Here is a 19,750-nt window from a genome sequence, read left to right on the forward strand (position 1 = left end):
GTTTTTCCGCTCGCGTCAGCGCAGCAGGCAGGCCCGGCAGCGATCGGCGGCGTCCGCGGGGAGCGACGCGCACCGATCCCGGAGACGCGACACGAGCTTCACGAAATCCGGATCGCTTTCCAGCGCGGCGAGCGCGGATCGCACCTGCTCGGCGCGCGTCCGGTTTCTCCCCTGAAACCCGTCCGGGAGCGAGAACGCGAGCTCGTAGAACGCCTCGGCCTGCGCGAGGAGGTACGCGCGCGGCGGCGGGCCTTCGAGCTTCGCGTGGAAGAGGATGTCGTTTGCGATCCACTGGAGCCGCGTCGCGCGCCCGCCCGCGCCCTCGCGGGCCTTCTGCGAAAAGGCCCGCGCCTCCTCGATGCGGCCGAGCTCCTGTTCCAGCGCCGAGATCATCGAGTACCAGTAATGCGGGGTGTCCGAACGCTCGGCCTCCGCCTTCAGCATGCTCCGCGCTTCGTCGTGCGCGCCCACGCGACGCAGGAGGTACGACGCCGTCGAGATCACCGAATACCGCTCCTCGGGGGTCTTCGCCTCGCGCTCGGCCCGCGCCGCGGCGGCGAGGACGTCGGCCTGGAGCGGCTCGGGCACGGGGCCGCTCGGGTTTTCGTGCCGGAAGAAATCGATGGAGGGCGCCACGGCCGCGAGCCGGACGTCGACGGGCGCCCCCTCGCGTGATCGGAGGGAAGCCGCGGCCGCGAGCCATTTCGCCTTCCACGAGAGATAGGCCGCGTCCTTGGGATCCGCGGCGAGCCAGGCCGCGAGGGCTTCGGCGCGGTGATTGACGAGCGCGCGCGCGGCCCACGTGGTCTCGGCGTTCGAGAAGACGAGATCGAGGTACGAAACGGCGCTCGCCTGGGCGGCGCGTGTTTCCTCGGCGAGCGCCGGATCGCGCCGGTACGCCGCGGCGAGCCCGAGGAGGGTGCCCGCGAGCAGGGCGCGCTCGCGATTCATCGTGTCAGGACAAACCTCGATCGCCTTGCGCAGCGCCGCGAGGATCCGCGGGCGGCTCCACGTCTCCTCGGGCAGGAGCTCCCACGCCGCGTGGGCGAGCGTGCTGCAATCCTCCGCGCTCGGCTTGCCCTCGTCGAGGCGCGCGGCCGCCGCCCGGAAGCTCTGCGCCTTGCCGCGCACCGCGCCGAGCGCCCGATCGAGCTCGTCGATGTCGAGGCTCCCGTTCAAGCGCAAAAGCTCCTCGCGCTCGGGGCCGAGGACCAGGATCGTCGGATAGGTGGATACGGAAAGCGCCTCGCCCGCGCGTTGCGCGTCCTCCGTGTCGCCGTCGAGGTGGACGGGCACGAAATCACGCATCAGCTCGGCGAAACGGGGCTTCGAAAAGACCTCCGCTTTCAGATCGTTGCACGGCGGGCACCAGGCCGCGCCCCAGTACAGGAACACGAGCTTGCCCTCGGCGCGCGCACGGGCGAACGCGCGGTCGGGCGTGAGATCGGCCCAGGGGCCGCCCGGCGCGTGCGGGGCCGGGTTCGTCGCGAGCGGCGCCGCCGACGTGGCCCGCGGGAGCTCCTCCCCCGCCGGCGCGCGCTTGCCGCACGCGGACGCGAGCACGAGGGCGACAACCAGGGAGCCTCGGAGCAGAGCGCGGCCGTCTCGCATGACGTTCGTCCGATCCCGGCCGAGCGTACCGCGGGCTGGAAAGGGCGTCCACGCGTCCGGCCCGTGATGACAGCCGCCACGGCCGCCGTTACCATCGACCGCGATGTTGCTCTCTCCGCTGGCCCGCGCCCGCGTCAAGGTCGCCCGTACCCTCGCGGACGCCATTCGCAGCTCGAAAGGGTTTTCCGCGCGCCTCGTCGGCTGGCGGGCGCGGTCCGTGGAGGGCTGCACCGTCGATCCGGACGTCGCGCTGATGCTCGCGCTCGACGACCTCATGAAATCGAGCGACCTTCGCCGCTTCGCGCCGCCCGAGGCCCGCGCGCGCCTCGCCGAGTCGGTGTGCATGGTCGAGATCCCGCGCCTCGAAGGAGTCGCCGTGTCCGACGTGCGCCTGCGCGGCGACGCGGGGCCGATCCCGGCCCGGAAGTACGTGCCGGAGGGCCTCGCCGCGCCCTCGCCGTGCGTGGTCTTCTACCACGGCGGCGGGTTCGTCACGGGCGACCTCGACACACACGACACGTTTTGCCGGCAGCTCGCCGTCGAGGGCCACGTGCGGGTCATCGCCGTCGACTATCGCCTCGCGCCCGAGCATCGCTTCCCCGCGGCCGTGGACGACGGCGTCGCTGCCTTCCGCGACGTCGCGGCGCGCGCGGCCGATTTCGGCGTCGATCCGGCGCGGATCGCGGTCATGGGCGACAGCGCGGGTGGCAACCTCTCCGCGGTCGTCTCGCTGAAGACGCGCGGCGAGACGCATCGGCCCGCGCTCCAGGTGCTCCTCTATCCCGCGCTCGACGCGACCTGCGCGCACCGCTCGCACGCGGTGTTCGCGAACGGCTGGATGCTCACGAAGGGCATGATCGACTGGTATTACGAGCATTATCTCGGCCCCGATCCGGCGACGCGCCGAAACGTCGACGCCTCGCCGCTGCTCGCGCCGAGCGTCGAGGGCGCGCCGCCCGCGCTCGTGTTCACGGCGGGCTTCGATCCGCTGCGGGACGAGGGCGTCGCGTACGTCGAGCGCCTCACGGCCGCAGGCGTCCCCGCGCGGCACGCCTGCCACGAATCGATGATCCACGGCTTCGTGCTCACGGGAGGCGTCGCGCCCGCTTGCCGCGAGGAGACGTCGCGCATCGTCCGCGAGGCCTCGGCGGCCCTACGGGACGGTTTTTCCTGACGGACCGGACGGCACGTTCGCCTCGATCCATTCCGCATCCTTCGCCGCCGAGAACACGGGCAACCGCTTGTGCCAGCGCTCGCCCGCCGTGGGCCTCTCGAGCGTGATGCGCAGCGCCGCGATGAGCTCGAGCGGCGTCCCATCCCGGCCCACGTCGAAGCACGCCTTGCCGAGCCCCGCGAGCACGGCCTGCGCGAGCTCGTAGCCAATCGCCCATTGCGGCGGCGTCTGTTTTCCCGCGGGCGCTTCCCAGTACCGCTCACAAGCGCCTGCGTCGTACGACGTCCAGCTCCGGCACACGAGCGGCCGCACCGGGTGCACACCGCAGCCGCCGTCCGCGTCGAGCAGCGGGCACGGCACGCGCGCCTCGGCACGCGCGGCGCGCGAGAGCCCTCGCACACGGACGTCGGCCGCCTGCACGCGGGCGAGCAGATCCGCGAGATCCTCGGGCGAACGCGTGGCGCGGAGGTGCGCGGCGATGCGCAGGACCTCGGGCGCCACGACGAGCACCTTCGCGTGGCAACACGTCGAGCAGCCGCGACGGCACGCGATCGGCGCGTCGGGCGGCTCGTGCGCGTGCGCGGCCGCCGTGAGCGACGCGGCGCGCTCGCTGGCGATCCCGGCGGCTTCGATCGCGCGCTCCGGGCTCTCCGCGACGAGCGGCGCGAGCGCCTGGCTCTCGCCCTCGGCGACGCCGACGTAGACCTCGGGCGAATACCGGCTCGGGCGCGCAAGCGGCAGAGAACGCCGTTCGTCCGTCATGAAGCAGGGGATATCAGCACCACGCGGGCCACGCCAAGTCGGGCTTCCCCCGGAAGCGGGCGAGCGCGGGCCCCTCTTCCCGTGTAGACTGGCCCGAGGTGCGGCTGCCATGACCCATTACCTCGACGCGATCATCTCGGCGATCCGGGACGCCGGGCAGCACCTCGACGCCGCCAAGGTCTGGCTCGGCCGCGCGGAGAAGGCGTCTGGCTCGACGTGGCAGATGCCGCTCCTCGGGGCCGCGGAGGAGGCGCACGCCGCGGCGCGGGCGCGGATCGACGCGGCAGAGACGTCCCTGCGCGAGCTCGGCCCCGTGGACAAGCTCCCGGCCGTGCTCGACGAGCTCCCGGGCCGCGTCTCGGCCTTGCGCCGCACCCTCGACGCCTCCGAAAAGCGGCTCATCGACGCCGCGCTCGCCGCGGCTGCGCGGCCGCTCGGGCACGCCTGATTGCCGTTGGTGCACCAACGACACCGTGCTAAGGCCCGCCGCCTCTCGCGGGATCGTGCCCCATGATGGTGACGGAAAAACGCTACTCCTGGCTGCGCCTGCTCCTCAAGTACCGCGGAACGGCGCTGCAGCGGATCCGTGGCCGCATGGCCCTCACCACCCTGCTCGCCGTCGCGGTGACCGTGGCCGATCTGAAGTTCGGGTTTTTCCACCCGGACCTCACGACGATCCCGTTCACGCTCATCGGCCTCGCGCTCAGCATCTTCCTCGGCTTCCGGAACAACACGAGCTACGACCGCTTCTGGGAGGGCCGCAAGCTCTGGGGCGGCCTCGTCAACACGACCCGCACGATCACGCGCCAGATCCTCACGCTCGTGAACGAGACGCCCGAGCGCCCCGCCGAGAGCGACGCCGTCACGGCGTTCCGCAAGGAGATGGTCTATCGGATCATCGGCTACACGCACGCGCTCCGGCTGCACCTCCGGGATCAGGATCGGCTCGAGGAGCTCGGACCGTTCCTCGCCGCGGCCGAGATCGAGGCATTGCGGGGCGAGCTGAACCGGCCCACGGCGATCCTCCAATCGGCCGCCTTCCGCCTGCGGGATGCGTGGCAACGCGGCTGGATTCACCCGTATCACCTCTCCGTGCTGGAGCAGAGCCTCACGGTCCTCACGGACCTCCAGGGCGGCTGCGAGCGCATCAAGAGCACGCCGATCCCGCTCTCGTACACCTCGCTCATCCACCAGCTCGTGGCCATTTATTGCTTCGCGCTGCCGTTCGGGATCGCGAAGACGGTCGGCGTGTTCACGCCCGTGGTGGTGGGGATCGTGGCCTATGCGTTCTACGGCCTCGACGCGATCGGCGACGAAATTGAAAATCCCTTCGGCACGGACGCGAACGACCTGCCGCTCTCGGGCCTCTCGCGCATGATCGAGGTGAACCTGCGGCAACGGCTCGGCGAGACGGACCTTCCGCCCCTGCTCAAGCCGAAGGGCGGTCTTCTGACCTGATCGGCGCTTGCGTCTCCGCGCGCCGCGGGGCGACAATCGCCCGCGGATGCCTCCCTCGCCCTCCTCCCACCCTGCCGTCGCGAAGTACGCGGAGCACATCAATCCCGCCTTCGTCAAACTCCTCGGCGCCTTCGGCTACGGCCGCGTGTTCGTCCGCGCGAGCGGGGCGACCTTGTGGGACCACGAGGGGCGGGAATACCTCGATTTCCTCTCGGGCTTCGGCGCGCAGAGCCTCGGGCACAACCACGCGAAGCTGCGGGCGCGCATGGCCGGCTTCCTCGCGGACGACGTGCCGAACCTGGTGCACGTGGGGCCCCAGGTCCACGCCGCCGAGCTCGCCTCCGAGCTCGCGCGCCGCGCGGGGCCGCTCACGATGTGCCTCTTGTCGTGCACCGGGGCCGAGGCCGTGGAGGCCGCGCTGAAGCTCGCGCGCGCCGCGACCGGGAAAAAGACGCTCCTTTATTGCAAGAACGGCTATCACGGGCTGAACCTCGGCACGCTGTCGACGTCCGGCATCCCGCGCATGCGGGAGCTCTTCGAGCCGCTCTTGCCCGCCTGTCAGGAGGTCCCGTTCGGCGATCTCGACGCGCTCGACGAGGCCCTCGGAAAGACCCGCGCCGCCGCGTTCCTCGTCGAGCCGATCCAGGCCGAGGGCGGCATGATCATGCCGCCGAAGGGGTATTTGCGCGCCGCGCAGGAGCTCTGCCAGAAGCGCGGCGCGCTTTTCATCGTGGACGAGGTGCAAACCGGCATGGGCCGCACGGGCTCGCTCTTCGCTTGCGAGGCCGAAGGGTTTTTCCCGGACGTCCTCGTGCTCGGCAAGGCCCTCGGCGGCGGAATGGTGCCGATCTCCGCCACCCTCACGACGCCGGACCTCGGAAAGCGCGCGTTCGGCACGGCCGAGCGCTTCGATCTGCACGGCTCGACGTACGCCGGCAATGCCTTCGCTTGCCGCACCGCGGGGGCGATCCTCGCGATCCTCGACGAGGAGGGGCTCGTGCGCGCGAGCCGGGACAAGGGCGAGCGGCTGCTGTTTTCCTTGCGGGATCGCATCGGCAAACACCCGCTCGTGCGCGAGGTGCGGGGCCGCGGGCTCTTCGTGGGGATCGAGCTCGGGCCGACCGAAAAAGGCGGACTCTTGCACCGGGCCTTGCCGGGCCTCGTGGAGGCGGTCTCGCGGCGCATCTTCGGTCAATGGCTGAGCGTGCGGCTGCTCGAAGAGGGCATCGTGGCGCAGCCCGCGAGCCAGCAATGGAACGTGCTCAAGCTCGAACCGCCGCTCACGGTGACGGACGCCGAGATCGACCGCGTCGTGGACCGGATCGGCGCGCTGCTCGACGAATACCGCGAGGTGGCTCCGATCGTGCGCGACGCGACATCGCGGCTCGGCCAGCAGTTCGCCGGCGGATGGAGGTTCGGATGAGCTTCGCCACGTGGAAAAAAGAGGCCGCGTTCGCCGCGACGCTCCTCCGCAGGCGCCCGTTTTCCTGCCTGATCCAGGTCACGAACCGTTGCAACATGGAGTGCAGCTTCTGCGATTTCTGGCCGAACCCCGCGCCGCCGAAGCAGGAGCTCTCGCTCGCCGAATACCGCCGCGTCGCGGACGAGCTCGCCGAGCTCGGCACGTTCTTGATCTCGGTCGAGGGCGGCGAGCCGCTCGCGCGGCCGGACATCGTGGAGATCGTGCGGATCCTGTCGGAGAAGCACATCACCGCGCTGTTCACGAACGGCTGGTTCGTGACGGAGGAGAAGGCCAAAGCGCTCTGGGACGCGGGGCTCGTGCACGGCAACGTGAGCATCGATTACCCCGAGGCGAGCCGGCACGACGGCAAACGCAGGCTCGCGGGGACCACGGATCGCGCCTGGAAGGCGGTCGACATCCTGCGCGACACCGCGCCGCGTGGGGGCAAACAGGTGCACGTGATGACGGTGCTGATGGAGGACAACTGGCGCGATCTGGAGGCGCTGCTCCGGCAGAGCGAGGCGCGCGGGGTCGGCCATCAGCTCACGCTGCTCAGCATCGCGGGATATCGCCGCGGCAAGGAGGGGCCCGACAAGATGCCGCCCGTGGGCGTGTCCGAGCACGTGCTCGCGCTCTGGGAGAAATACCCGCACCTCCGGTACTTCCGCGATTATTTCGCGCGCATCGACGCCTTCCTCACGCAGGGCGAGATGCCCACGTGCAGCGCGGGCAAGACGGGGTTCAACATCGATCACGTGGGCAATGTCTCGCCCTGCATCGAGCGGATCGACGAGAGCGTGGGCAACGTGCGCGAGGCGAGCCTCGGGGAGCTTCATCGGCGCTTGCAGGACAAACAGGCCGAGATCGCGAGCTGCCAGCAATGCTGGACCGCGTGCCGCGGGATCAACCAGGCGCTCGGGAATGGCGGGTCGGCGCGGAGCCTCTTCGATCTCGGCACTAGGATGCGGACGAGCTGAGCGCGATCGCGAGGCCGAGCGCGGCCGTCGCGGCGACGCGCACGCCCTCCCGCTTCGCCGCGCCATCGCGCCCGTCGAGCAATCCGCCGATCGTCGACAGGCCCCAGAGGACGACGAGCGCCCCGGCCGCGAGCTGCCAGAAAGGATGCCGATCGCGCAGCCAGAGCAGGTAGAGCGCGAACGCGAGCGTCGCGGCGAACGCGAGCGCCGCATAGATCTTCGTGCGCGTGGGAATGGCCGCGTCCGGCCGCGCGGGCGGCTGGCGCGGGAACACGATCCCTTCAGGGGTCCATCCCGGGTGGCGGACGAAGGTCCGGACCTTGTCGCCGAACGTCTTCGCCTGCCGCGCGACCGCGAAGAGGTCGCGGAAAAACACCCATTGCGCCCGCGCGCCGTCGTGCGTCTGGTAGCCGAACGGCGTGCCGAGGACCGGCGGATCGGCCGGATCGACCTCCACGTGCGTGCCGAACATCCGGTCCCACACCGTGAACATCGCGCCGAAATTCTTGTTGAGGTACCGCCGGTTTTTCGAATGGTGCACGATGTGCGTCGCCGGCGTGACCAGAAACCAGAGGCCCGGCCTGTGGAAGACGCGGGAATGGACGGTGAGCGCGTAGAACGAGATGATCGAGATCGCCACGAAGAAATGCAGCGGCGGGACGCCGAGCATGGGGATGGGCGCGTAGAAGAGGAAGGCGTAGGTGTCGGAGAACCAGGGGTGGCGCGTGGCGACCGAGACGTTGAAATGCTCGGACTGGTGGTGGACGCCGTGGATGGCCCAGAGCGCGGCCACGGAATGGCCGGCGCGGTGGTACCAGTAATAGCCGAGGTCGCCGAGGGCGAACGCGAGGATCCAGGGGACGATCGAGCCCTCGGGCCAGCGCACGAGGGCGAGCTCGCCGTAGGCGAAATCGTAGAGGCCGAGGAGAACGGGGCCGAGAAACAGACCGAGGACGATCTCGCCGAGCCCCGCCGAGAAGCTCCCGAGCGTGTCGGCGAACCCGTAGACGCGTTTTCCCTTCCAACGAGAGAGCGCGATCTCCAGGGCGATGATGGCGAGGTAAAAGGGGACCCCGAGCGCGTAGTACCCGTTCGTTTCGAGGCGGCCCATGCGCCGAGACTACGGAATCGCGCCCGCGGCGTAAAGGGCGCGTCTCAGGGGCAGAGCGCCGGGGCGACGCGCAGGTCGTCGATGTTCCAGCTCCCGACGGTGAACGCCGAGGCGCCGAGCACCGAGTAGCCGAACCGCACCCGGAAGGCCGCGTTCTTGTAGGCCGTCACGTCGTAATAATACTTGGTCCACGTCGTCTCGGAGACGTGCGGACCATTCGTGGGCACGGCGAAGACGCTCACCCAGGCCGAGCCGTTCCAGACGTCGATCGTCGACTCGGCATAAGCCGGGTAATCGCTGTTCAGCACGCGCCAGAACTCGAGGTAGACGGTGCCTTGCGCGTTCGAGAGGTTGATCACCGGGCTCGTGAGGTACGTGAGGGCCTCGAGTTGCGCCGCGCTGATGTCGCCGCCGAGGGCCACGCCCGCGATGCCGTTGTCGGCGGTGTTCGTGTGATCGGCGCTCGGATCAGCGCCGAAGGGCGGGGTCACGGCATACGCCGGCAGCACCGAGGCCTGCGCGGAGCCGATCTGCCACTTGCCGGCGAGCGTCCAGCCCTTGCTGTTGTTCGCGAACGAATCCTCGAAATACGCGCCCGAGTTGTTGACGCAGCCGATCTGCGGGTTGCACGAGTCCATCGTGCACGCGTTGTTGTCGTTGCACGAGAGCGGCGTGTGCGAGATGCCCGTCTGCGGGTTGCACGCGTCGACCGTGCACGCGTTGCCGTCGTCGACAGGGACCGCGATGTGCTGGACGCCGAAGATCGGATCGCAGCTATCGGCCGTGCAGGCGTCGTTGTCGTTGACGTTGACGGGCACGTGCTGCACGCCGAGGGCCGGATCACACGAGTCGATCGTGCATGCGTTGTTGTCGTTCGGGCTGATCGGCGTGTTGATGATGCCGAGCGCCGGATCACACGCGTCGGCCGTGCAGGCGTTGTTGTCGCTCGGGTTGATGGGCACGTGCTGCACGCCGGTCTGCGCGCTGCAGGTGTCGAACGTGCACTTGTTCCCGTCGTCGAGCGGGATCGCCGTATGCGAGACGCCGAGGACCGGATCACACGCGTCGAAGGTGCAGGCGTTGCCGTCGTCGATGTTGATCGGCAGGTTCTGCACGCCCATCGCGGGGTTGCAGATGTCGGCCGTGCAAGCGTTGTTGTCGTTCGGATCGATGGGCTTGTGGCTGACGCCGAGCACCGGATCGCAGGCGTCGATCGTGCAAGCATTGTTGTCGCTCGGATCGACGGGCGTGTTCACGACGCCAGACTGCGGGTTGCACGAATCGGCCGTGCAGACGTTGTTGTCGTTCGGGTTCACCGGGGCGTGCTGCACACCGCTCGCGGGATCGCAGGTGTCGAACGTGCACATGTTCCCGTCGTCGACGGGGATCGCCACGTGCGAGGGGCCGTCCAGCGGATCACACGCATCGAGCGTGCACGCGTCGCCGTCGTCCACGGAGATCGGATCGTTCACGCAAACGCCGCTCTCGCAATCGTCGGTGCTGCAAGCATCTCCGTCGTCGCAGTCGCCGGCATTCACGCAAGCCGCGCTGCCACCGCCGCCGCCGTTGCCGCCGCTCCCGCCGGATCCAGCGTCGCCGCCGTTGCCTCCCGTGCCGCCGATCCCTCCGGAGCCGCTGCCCGTGCCTCCGAAGCCGCCCGTGCCGTCATCGCCGCCATCACCGTTGCTCGAGGTGGAAGAACCACCACCTCCGCAGCCGATCCCCGCCCCCGCGAGGCCCAAACAGAGGGAGAGAAGAACCCCGACCCGAGAAGAACGCATTACCATGAGAGCACCTTTTTCAATCTGCCAGCCATAAGCAAGGTCGCTCGGGGAGTCAAGCGTCCCGAACGTCACAGTTCGGGCGCACCCGCGCATACCACGCGCCCTTGCCGGGCCCTTTCACGCGGCTCAACATGCCTCGCCCATGCACCCCTTGTTCACGCTGGAGGGCCGCAAGGCCCCTCACCCCATCTACAAGCGCCTCCGGGCCGAAGAGCCCGTCGTGCAGATCCTCGAGCCCTACCGCAAGACGCCTTTCTGGCTGCTCACGCGGTACGCCGATTGCGTCGACATGCTGCGCGATCCTCGCTTCGGCAAGGATTTCACGAAATTGCCCCCCGAGGTGAAGGGGCGGCTGCGCGTGGCGGACGAATTCGACGTGCTCGGCAAGCACATGCTGAGCGCCGATCCGCCGGACCATACCCGGCTGCGATCCCTCGTGGCCAAGGCCTTCACGCCGCAGATCGTCGAGGGCCTGCGGCGCCGCATCTCCACGATTGCGGAGAACCTCGTCTCGGCCGCCATCGCCCATGATTCGAGCGGGATGGACATCGTCTCGCAGTTCTCGTATCCCCTGCCCGTCACGGTCATCGCCGAGCTGCTCGGCGTGCCGGCCTCGGATCAGGACGATTTTCGCCGCTGGACGACGACGCTCTTCACGCCCGCGGACACCGAGGAGAAGCTCGCGAACCTGCGCGCCACCGGCTTCGCGTTCCTCCAGTATTTCATGGCGCTCATCGAGCGCCGGAGGGCCGAGGCGCGCGACGATCTCGTGAGCGCGCTCGTGGCGGCCGAGGAAGGCGGGGATCGGCTGAGCACGCAGGAGCTCGTGGGAATGCTGTTCCTCCTGCTCGTCGCGGGCCACGAGACCACGGTCAATCTCATCACGAACGGCATGCTCGCATTGATGGATCACCCCGAGGAGCGCGAGCGCCTCGTCGCCGATCCGACGCTGCTCGAATCGGCGATCGAGGAGATGCTGCGATATTGCGGGCCGGTGGAGACCACGACGTACCGCTTCGCGCTGGAGGACGTGGAGATGGGCGGCGTGACCATCCGGAAAGACGAGCTCGTGCTGGCGTCGCTGCTCTCGGCCGATCGCGACGAGTCACGCTTCCCGGACCCGGACCGCTTCGACGTGGGGCGAAAGCCGAACAAGCACATCGCGTTCGGCTACGGGATCCATTTCTGCCTCGGCGCGCCGCTCGCGCGCCTCGAGGCGGCCATCGCCGTGGAGACGTTGCTCCGGCGCCTGCCGGGAATGAAGCTCGCCGTCCCGCGCGAGGAGCTCGAGCCGAGCTCGATGCTGCTCCTCCTGCACGCGAAGAAACGATTGCCCATTCAATTCTAGCCGTCGTCGCTCCCGGGGGGCAGCGGGAGCTCCACGCGGAAGGTCGTGCCCTCGCCTTTCTCGCTCGTGACGGAGATCGTGCCCTTGTGCGCGTCGACGATCGCGCGGGAAACGAAGAGGCCCGCGCCGAGCCCGGCGTGCGCGTCCTGCCTCCGCTGAAACGGCTGGAAGATTCTCTCCCGGTCCTCCGCCGTCATGCCGACGCCGCGATCCCGCACCGCGACGAACGCGAAGCCCGACGCACGGCCGATCGATATCGTGATCGGCCGCCTGGCGCCGAATCGCGCCGCATTCGACAAGAGGTTCACGAAGACCTGCTCGAGATGTGCCCGGTCCCAGTGGCCGTACACGGGGCCCTCGCTCTCCACCTCGACGATGCACCCCTCGGCCGCGACCTCGGGCTGCATCTTCCGAACGACGTTCCGCACGAGCTCCTCGAGCTCCACACGCTCGAGGTTCAGCACCGGGTTGCCCGCGGCGACGCTCGACAGGACACACATGTTGTTGATGACCTGCGTCATCCGGAAAAGCTCGCGCGTGGAGACCTTCAAGAATCGATGGACCTCCGTCGGGCTCATTGCGGGCGTCGGGCCCGCGGCTCCGGCTCGGAGCATGTATTCATAAAGGAGCCGCAGGCTGGTGAGCGGCGTGCGGAGCTCGTGCGACGCGAATCGCAAGAACTCTTCGCGCGCATGGACCGCGCTCTTGAGCTCTCCCTCCACCTCCTGGAGACGGTCGACGCGCTCCTCGAGCTCGTTCCGGAGCTCCCGCTCCCGATCCGCGATGCGGAAGAGGGCCTTCTCGCGCTGCTGCAAGCGGAGGGTCAGCGCGAGCGTGATGCCGAGCCCGACGAGGAACGTGCGCAGGACGACCTTGCGCGTCGCGGTGAGCGCGGCGTAGGCCTCGGCCTTGTCGACCTCGGTCGCGATCCCGAGCTCGAGCTCCGGATCCCATACCCAGGCCCCGATCACCTCCACGCCCCGATAATCGCGGTAGCCGTCGACGTCGATCCCGGATTTTCCGCCGACGGCGCTCGTGGCCATTTTCGTCAAGGGCTGCTCCGACCGGGGCACGGCGGAGCGGAAGCCGCGGACCATGTCGCCACCCGGATCGCGCAGATCGATCACGTGGCTCGAGTGCTCGCCGGCCGCGAGCAAGCCGATGTCGCGGAGGAGCGGATCGAACCGGCTCTCCGTCACGAGGCGCGCGTGATGGTCGAATGCATAGGTCTCGCCCGTCTCGCCGACCCGGCCCGACTGCGTGATGCGCGAGAAATCTCCGCCGGGATCGATGCGGAAAATGAGCGCCGCCACGATCGTCCCCTCCTCGTCGCGCACAGGCGCCGCGACCAGCATCGTCGGGACGTCGACGTCGAGGTTTTTATCGCGCACGAGGAAGGGCACTCCGGTGACGGTCGCGCCACGAAGCGCCGCGGTAACGGTGTCCGGGTCCAGGCGGCTCAGCGTGTTCGTCGCCACGGCGTCCCCAAGGTCGGAGGCGATTTCAATGCCATCCGTGGCGATGAGGTCGAAGCCCTGATAGTGCTTCTGCTGGACGATGTCCCGCAGCAATCGCCGCAGCTCGCCGAGGTACGGGCTCTCGTGGAGCGCCCCGCCGTCCCTCCGGAACTTCAACTGCCCGAGGACGGCGCGCCGCACGCTCACCTCGCCCGCCCAAGCCCTCGCGGTGCTCTCCGTGTTCCGCTCCCACGTCACCAGGCCCTCGCGGGTCACGGCGAGCACCGTCTGGACGGTCGCCGCGGCCTGGCGGCGGTGAATCACGTCGATCTGGGACAAACCAAACCAGATGCTCAGGCCAATCGGCACGAGCATGACCAGAAAGAGCAGCCAGTCCGCACGTTTGATCTCGATGTTCACTTCGCTTGCCGCGGCACGACGGGAAAGCAACCAAGAACGGTGCCATGACCGTCCTGTGTCGATCCTGCCCGCCGAGGGCGTGTTCCCCAGCGCGGGCCAGCCCGGTCGAGACCGCGAGCCGCGGCTGCTGTGCTAGGGCGCCCGCGCGACGACCAGATCCCGCGGCGAACCACGCATCACTTCTGCCTCGACGAACCCCGCGCGCAGGAGCTCGCCTCGAAGCTGCTCGCCGGTGAGCTGATCGCCGCGCATGGCCACGAGCATCACGAGCGACAGAATGGCCGCCGACGTCGGCCCTGCGCCGTCGTCATCGAGCAGGGTCTCGCTGATGAATACGTACCCGCCGGGGCGTAACGTACGAAGCGCTCCTGCGAGAATCCGGGCACGCTCGTCCTCGCTCCAGTCCGCGAGCACGGCCGAGAGCAGCACTGCGTCGGCTCCGCGGGCGTCGACTCCCTCGAGCAAATCGCCCGCCCGCACCTCGTGACGATCGCCGAGCCCTGCCTCGATGGATTGAGAACGAGCGATCTCGACCGCGGGCACGAGGTCGAAGCTCTGGACACACAATTCGGGAATCGACGAAAGCAGCTCCCGGGCGACTTGCCCCCCTCCACAGCCGAGGTCGACGAGGCGACGAATCCCGAACGAACGGACGAGAGGGACGAGCGCCTCCCCGACACCACGACTCGCGTGATCCATGGCCGCGAGGAACGATCGATACTCGGCAGGGTGCCGCGCGAGCTCGGTGTAGGCCGCCTCGGCGACCGGCGCGCGCGCGAAGGTCCAGGCCGCGTGCTGCGGTTTGCCCGTCCGCGCGGCCGCCGCGAGCTGCCCGAAGACCGGCGCGACCTGCCGCTGGTGATGACGGATCACCAGAGCCAGGGAGCGCGGGCCGCCGCTCGCGAGCGCCGCGCGCGCGGCGTCGACGGCCTCGATCTTGTCGCCGTGGATCGTGACGAGTCCAAAGGACGCGAGGACACGGCAGAGGCGCCTCACCGCATCCTCGGTGGTCCCTGTCGCGCGCGCGAGCTCGTCGTGGGTGCGCGTTTCGCCGAGCGCATCGAAGACGCCGAGCTCGACCGCGGCAAAAAGCACGAAGGCGGGCAGGTAGCCCGTCACCATTCCCTCGATCCGCGACGCGAGGTCTTGCTCGTTCATGCAAGCCTCTCGGTCAGCCGCGCCATGAGCCGATCGCATTCGTCGTCCTCGAGGCAGGGATGAGGCCCGATGCGCAGACCGGCGCCGGGTCGCACGTCGATGTCGATGCCCTCCTGTTCGAGAGCCGCGACGATCGCCGCCGCGTCGCCGTGCGGAACACCGAGACAAACCATTCCGCCTCGTCGGTCGGCCCGGCGAGGCGTCGTGAGGGGCAGGCCAGCCGCCTCCGCATGCGCGAGGAGCCGCTCGGTGAGCTGGAGGCTCCGCTCGCGGAGCGCGGCCACCCCGACGTCGAGGACCCAGCGGATGCCGGCCCGCGACGTGTAAATGGGCTCCATCGCCGGCATTCCTTGTTCGAGCTTCGTCGCGGTTGCGGAGGGCTCGAAATCGTCACGAAACCCGAGCAACTCTCGGTGCGCCATCCATCCCGGGAAGGCGGGCGTGATCTCGTCGAGGATCCCAGGCTCCACGTAGCCGAACGCGAGGCCCGTGCCGCCCCCGCCGACCCATTTGTGAAAACCTCCGACCAGCACGTGCGCGCCGAGCTCCGATGCGCTCACGGGGACGACGCCGATCGCCTGGTAGACGTCGAGCACGAGCAGCGCCCCTGCCCTGCGCGCCGCAGACGCAATCGGCCGCGCGTCGAGGAGCGCGCCGTTCCTCGGCGACACGAGCGAGAGCGCGACGACGCGCACGCGCTCGTCGATTTGGGCGGCGATGGCCTCGGCGTCGAGCGCATCGGGCCCCTTCGTGGGGAGATCCAGGACCTGAAAACCCCTCCGCTCCTGCGCGGCCCAGACGTAGCGGCTCGAATGAAAATCGCCCGTGCCGATCAGGATGCGCGAGCGCTCGCCGATGGGCTCGATCCCGGCGCAGATGGCTGCCTGCACGGCCGTCGCCGAGTCCCGCAGAAAAATGCTGCCCTGGGGCGCGCCGACGAGCTCCTCGGTCAAACGGTGCATCTCGGCCCAGCGCCCGGCCCACTCCGGAATGGCGCGGCTCCGCAGGACGAGCGTGCGCTCGTAGGCCCGGAGGTCGTCCATCATCTGGGACGGATACGGCCCCATGCATTGACAGGCGAAATAACTTCGTTCGTCGAGGAGCGGGAACCGCCGTCGTTCACGGGCGAAATCAATCATCACGCCCTCGCGAAGCAGACGTGGTACATGGCGTCGAGGAAGGCCCAGGCGACGTCCCAGAGCTCCGCCGCCCCTCGGGCCGCGAGCCGCTTCTTGGGGCCCGCGGGGATCATCCGCGCGAGCGCATGGGACTCGTCGACGTGGTCGTGCTCGAGCTCCTCGTGCAGCACGAGCCATTCGAGCACGGGCGCCGGCAAGGTCTCCCTGTTGCGACGGAACAACTTGCCCAGGGCCAGATCGGCCTGCTTGCCGAGGACCTCCATGATGAGCGTCGCGCCGAGGCCCTCGTAAGGGCTGCGCGCGAGATAAAGCTCCTCCAGCGCAGCGCCGAAGACGCGGCCCGGCTCGAGCGACGCCGGCGACGGAGGCTCGGTGAGCCACTCCTTCACGCCGTTCGCGAAGACATCGAAGAGGACCTTGTGCGTCCGGCTCGGGTCTCCATTGCCGAGCTCGTCATTGAGCTGCTTGGCGAGGATCGAACGAATGGGGTCCTCTTCCACGCGCGCGACGACGCTCGCGAGGCGCCGCGCGAAATGCAGCGTGATCGCCTCGCGCATGTTGAGCACGAGGATCGCGAGGACACGCCCGTTGAAGGGCTCCCGTTCGAGCCTCGCGAAGAACGGATGGTCGGTGATGGGTCGCTCGTCGTGCCTACGGACGACGTGCTCGGGGTCGTCGACGCTCGGCGAAGGCAATACCTCGGCGTGCGACGGTTCGTCTGCGAGGGCGAGCGGCGCGAGATAGACGGTCGACGTGCGTCGCTCTCCGCCGGTCCGGAGGGCAGCCCATGCCAGGAGGCCGCTGCCCTGATCGAGCGGCCGCGCGGCGAGCGCCTCGACGGCGGACTCGTAAGGCGCGCTCGGAATGTCGATTTCGGCGAGCGCGCGGAGCACGCGGCCGTGCGCCGCGGCGTCGTTGCCTGCGAAGGCTCGTACGGGGACGTGGACCGTGCACGCCCTCGGGAGGGTTTCACCCGCCGCGAAAGCGAGGCAGGTCGCGGGCTGATGCCGGGCCGAAAGCACGCCGTCTCCGCCGGCGACGGCTCGAACGAAACGCGCGACCCGTTCGAGGTCGGCGCCGGGGACGGTGCTCGCGACGTGGAGCAGGTGCTCGAGCGGCGCGTCGTGAAGAAACCCGTACACCTTCACGCGAGCGTCCGCACCGCTCGACAAATCGAGGGACAAGAATCGCAGCTCGTCGCGCTCCCTGCCGCGACAGAAGGCGCGCGCGACGGTCGACCACGTGTCGCGGAAGCCGAGGCGATCGAGCGCCTCCTCGACGAGCCGAGGGGCCGCGTGCGCCCCCTGGACGGCCGGGTTCAAGTAGACCTTGAACGAGGGCAAACCGCGCGCGTCGAAAGAGGCGCCATACCACAAAGCGAACGTGCCGATCGGCTCGCGTGGCAGGAACAGATCCGCGATGCGATCGAAGCGCTGGAAGTCGGCCCCGAGCTCGGTTTCCAGCACCGTTCGGAGGCCCTGCCCCGCGCGAAGGGTCTCCCCCAGCGTGCTCGCCCCCGCTGTCGGGAGCGCCTCGGCGAGGATACGCACCTCGGGCTCCACGCCGCCGAGGAGGAGCGAGAACTCGTACGGCGTGTGGTCGTCGCTCACCTGCGACGGCCACGCGGAATGCAGCAGATCGGGCGGAACGAACAGATCGAACACACGCGTGACCGTGCTGGGGACCGCGTGACCGTGCACCGCGCGCCACAATCGTTCGAGCTTCGTGCTCCCCGATGCGTGCAAAGAAAGGGCTTGTTTGGGCTGCATGTTACCTCCCAGGGCCGCGGCGTTATACATCACGCATGGGCCCCAGCAAGACCCCTCTCGCACGCGCAGCAATGTTGGATGGGAGTGATAAAAATTGTCGTTACTGCACGCGAGGCGTACCGCGGAGCGCGAATGCAATACCGCTCTGCAGATTGCCCCGCATGACGATCCCTTCGAGATTGGTGCCGATCTCGATCAGGGTCCGCGCGACCTCGGGCCGCACGCCCGTGACGACCACGCGCGCGCCGAGCAGCCTCGCCGCGCGGGCCACCGCGACGATCGCGCTCGCGACGTTCGCGTCCACGGTGCGCACGCCCGTGACGTCGAGGATGACGGTGTGCGCGCCGTGATGGCCGATGCCGTCGAGGAGGGTGGTCATGATCCGCTCGACGCGGGCCTGGTCGACGCTGCCGATGATCGGCATGGCGACGACGCCGTCGGCGATCGGGACGAGGGGCGTCGAGAGCTCGCGGAGCGCCTCCTCCTGCGCCATGATCACCTGCTCGCGCAGGCGCACGCGCTCCTGCTCCTGTCGCTTCTGCTCCGTGATGTCCGTGGCGATGCCGCAGACGCCCATGAGCGCGCCCTGGATGTTCAGGATCGGGAACTTGATCGTGAAGTAATGGCGGGTCTCGTCCGGGAATGAGACCGCCTCCTCGAACTGAATGGGCTCGCCCCGGCGAGCCGCCTCCTCGTCCTTCTCCCGCATGGTCTGAACGATCTCCGGCGGGAAGAAGTCAGCGTCGGTCCGCCCGAGCAGGTCCTGCCGCTTCCTGGCGTACAGGACCTCGGCGCGGCGGTTCACGAGGAGGTAACGGCCGTCCGGATCCTTCACGAAAATGACGCTCGGCGAATGGTCGATGATCGCGTTCAAGAGGCGCCTGCGTTCGAGCTCGACGCGCTCGACCACGGCCGCGCGCATCGTCGGGGCCATGGGCCGCGGCGCTTCGATCCGGCCATCGACGAGCGCGCCTTCGAGCGCGATGACCTGCGCCCGCAGCGCCGCATTTTCACGCCGCAGCGCCGCGATCTCCGCCTCGAGCGCGGCGATGTCCGACCCCCCGGTGCCCGCCGCGCTCCCAGCCGTTCGTTCGTCTGCCATGACTGTCCGTTCTTGTATTCTTACAACGTTGTCCGAAATGAGCGCAAGCACGTCGGGGCGCTTTCGTTCCGCGGTTGAGTCGATCGCAACGGTCGTGCGACCATCACAACCTCCATGCAATCGAATGTCTTCACCGCCGTGTTCATGCCGCTCGCGCTCGGCGTCATCATGCTGGGTCTCGGGCTCGGGCTCACGCTCGCGGATTTTCGCCGCGTCGTGGTGTACCCGCGGGCCGTCTTCGTCGGGCTCCTCTGCCAGACGGTGCTCCTGCCGCTCGCCTGCTATGGTATCGCGAAAAGCTTCGCGCTCCCGCCCGAGCTCGCCGTCGGACTCATGCTCCTCGCCGCCTCGCCCGGCGGCGCGACGGCGAACCTGTTCAGCCACCTCGCGAAGGGCGACGTCGCGCTGAACATCACGCTGACCGCAACGAACTCGCTCCTCAGCTTGTTCACGCTGCCGTTCATCGTGAACATGTCACTCGCTGCGTTCCTCGGGACCGAAAAGAGCATTCCGCTCCAGTTCGACAAGGTGATCCAGGTCTTCGCCGTGGTGCTCGTGCCCGTGGGGATCGGCATGTGGATCCGCGCGAAGCGCCCGGCCGCCTCGGAGCGGCTGCAGAAGCCGGTGAAGATCACGTCGGCCGTGTTCCTCGTGCTCATCATCGCCGCGGCCGTGCTGAAGGAGCGGGCGAACCTGGTGACGTACTTCAAGCAGGTCGGCCTCGCGGCGCTCGTGTTCAACCTGGCCAGCATGGGCCTCGGCTACCTCGTCCCCCTGCTCGCGCGGCTGCCGAAGCGCCAGGCGACCGCGATCGGCATGGAGATCGGGATCCACAACGGCACGTTGGCGATCGCGATCGCCTCGACGCCGACGCTGCTCAACAATTCGATGATGGCCGTTCCGCCGGCCATCTACAGCCTGATCATGTTCTTCACGGCCGCCGCCTTCGGGAGCCTCGTGGCGCGCGGAAACGAGGACGACGCGCCCGCCGAGCAGCCAAAGACGGCGTGAGGCCCGC

Annotated in this window: 16 protein-coding genes; 7 read left to right on the forward strand and 9 right to left on the reverse strand. The window is 69.0% G+C overall.

The window, feature by feature from the left end:
• Positions 1 to 15: 15 nt before the first annotated feature.
• Complete coding sequence (locus QHF85_RS38400; protein ID WP_281332396.1) at positions 16 to 1,611, reverse strand: thioredoxin family protein; 1,596 nt, start codon at positions 1,609 to 1,611, stop codon at positions 16 to 18.
• A 103-nt stretch (positions 1,612 to 1,714) separates the two neighbouring features.
• Between QHF85_RS38400 and QHF85_RS38405 the strand changes: the two genes are divergently transcribed.
• Complete coding sequence (locus QHF85_RS38405) at positions 1,715 to 2,785, forward strand: alpha/beta hydrolase (RefSeq protein WP_281332397.1); 1,071 nt, start codon at positions 1,715 to 1,717, stop codon at positions 2,783 to 2,785.
• Here QHF85_RS38405 and QHF85_RS38410 read toward each other — a convergent pair.
• Positions 2,765 to 3,547: a YkgJ family cysteine cluster protein gene (locus QHF85_RS38410; RefSeq protein ID WP_281332398.1), complete on the reverse strand. Its 783-nt coding sequence runs from the start codon at positions 3,545 to 3,547 to the stop codon at positions 2,765 to 2,767. The genes QHF85_RS38405 and QHF85_RS38410 overlap by 21 nt on opposite strands.
• A 109-nt stretch (positions 3,548 to 3,656) precedes the next feature.
• Between QHF85_RS38410 and QHF85_RS38415 the strand changes: the two genes are divergently transcribed.
• From QHF85_RS38415 to QHF85_RS38430, 4 genes are all read left to right on the forward strand, one after another.
• A complete protein-coding gene (locus QHF85_RS38415; RefSeq protein WP_281332399.1) occupies positions 3,657 to 3,995 on the forward strand; it encodes a hypothetical protein in 339 nt (112 codons plus the stop codon).
• Between the two features lie 62 nt (positions 3,996 to 4,057).
• Positions 4,058 to 5,005: a bestrophin family ion channel gene (locus QHF85_RS38420; protein ID WP_281332400.1), complete on the forward strand. Its 948-nt coding sequence runs from the start codon at positions 4,058 to 4,060 to the stop codon at positions 5,003 to 5,005.
• Between the two features lie 46 nt (positions 5,006 to 5,051).
• Positions 5,052 to 6,428 carry an aminotransferase class III-fold pyridoxal phosphate-dependent enzyme gene (locus QHF85_RS38425; protein WP_281332401.1) on the forward strand — a complete coding sequence of 459 codons (1,377 nt, stop codon included), beginning with the start codon at positions 5,052 to 5,054 and terminating at the stop codon, positions 6,426 to 6,428.
• The gene (locus QHF85_RS38430; protein WP_281332402.1) at positions 6,425 to 7,444 is read left to right on the forward strand and encodes a radical SAM protein; all 1,020 of its coding nucleotides are present in this window, start codon (positions 6,425 to 6,427) and stop codon (positions 7,442 to 7,444) included. The genes QHF85_RS38425 and QHF85_RS38430 overlap by 4 nt, the downstream gene beginning before the upstream one ends.
• On the opposite strand, the gene QHF85_RS38435 is transcribed toward QHF85_RS38430, so the two are convergent.
• Entirely contained in the window at positions 7,425 to 8,555 is a 1,131-nt protein-coding gene (locus QHF85_RS38435; RefSeq protein ID WP_281332403.1) for a sterol desaturase family protein, read from the reverse strand. The two genes, QHF85_RS38430 and QHF85_RS38435, sit on opposite strands and share 20 nt — an antisense overlap.
• Positions 8,556 to 8,599: 44 nt before the next feature.
• Positions 8,600 to 10,336, reverse strand: coding sequence for a hypothetical protein (locus QHF85_RS38440; protein ID WP_281332404.1), 1,737 nt, complete (start codon positions 10,334 to 10,336; stop codon positions 8,600 to 8,602).
• A 145-nt stretch (positions 10,337 to 10,481) separates the two neighbouring features.
• On the opposite strand from QHF85_RS38440, the gene QHF85_RS38445 reads away from it, so the two are divergent.
• The gene (locus QHF85_RS38445; protein WP_281332405.1) at positions 10,482 to 11,687 is read left to right on the forward strand and encodes a cytochrome P450; all 1,206 of its coding nucleotides are present in this window, start codon (positions 10,482 to 10,484) and stop codon (positions 11,685 to 11,687) included.
• Here the strand turns inward: QHF85_RS38445 and QHF85_RS38450 are convergent.
• From QHF85_RS38450 to QHF85_RS38470, 5 genes are all read right to left on the reverse strand, one after another.
• Complete coding sequence (locus QHF85_RS38450) at positions 11,684 to 13,564, reverse strand: sensor histidine kinase (protein WP_281332406.1); 1,881 nt, start codon at positions 13,562 to 13,564, stop codon at positions 11,684 to 11,686. The two genes, QHF85_RS38445 and QHF85_RS38450, sit on opposite strands and share 4 nt — an antisense overlap.
• A 132-nt stretch (positions 13,565 to 13,696) precedes the next feature.
• Entirely contained in the window at positions 13,697 to 14,722 is a 1,026-nt protein-coding gene (locus tag QHF85_RS38455; protein ID WP_281332407.1) for a methyltransferase, read from the reverse strand.
• Entirely contained in the window at positions 14,719 to 15,861 is a 1,143-nt protein-coding gene (locus QHF85_RS38460; protein WP_281332408.1) for an aminotransferase class V-fold PLP-dependent enzyme, read from the reverse strand. Before QHF85_RS38460 ends, QHF85_RS38455 begins: the two co-directional genes overlap by 4 nt.
• Positions 15,861 to 17,630: an iron-containing redox enzyme family protein gene (locus tag QHF85_RS38465; protein WP_281332409.1), complete on the reverse strand. Its 1,770-nt coding sequence runs from the start codon at positions 17,628 to 17,630 to the stop codon at positions 15,861 to 15,863. The genes QHF85_RS38460 and QHF85_RS38465 overlap by 1 nt, the downstream gene beginning before the upstream one ends.
• Before the next feature lie 100 nt (positions 17,631 to 17,730).
• Complete coding sequence (locus QHF85_RS38470; protein ID WP_281332410.1) at positions 17,731 to 18,732, reverse strand: PAS domain-containing protein; 1,002 nt, start codon at positions 18,730 to 18,732, stop codon at positions 17,731 to 17,733.
• Positions 18,733 to 18,846: 114 nt separating this feature from the next.
• On the opposite strand from QHF85_RS38470, the gene QHF85_RS38475 reads away from it, so the two are divergent.
• Positions 18,847 to 19,743: a bile acid:sodium symporter family protein gene (locus QHF85_RS38475; protein WP_281332411.1), complete on the forward strand. Its 897-nt coding sequence runs from the start codon at positions 18,847 to 18,849 to the stop codon at positions 19,741 to 19,743.
• The last annotated feature ends 7 nt before the right edge of the window (positions 19,744 to 19,750 follow it).

This window comes from Polyangium sp. 6x1, assembly GCF_029946515.1.
Lineage (GTDB): Bacteria > Myxococcota_A > Polyangia > Polyangiales > Polyangiaceae > Polyangium.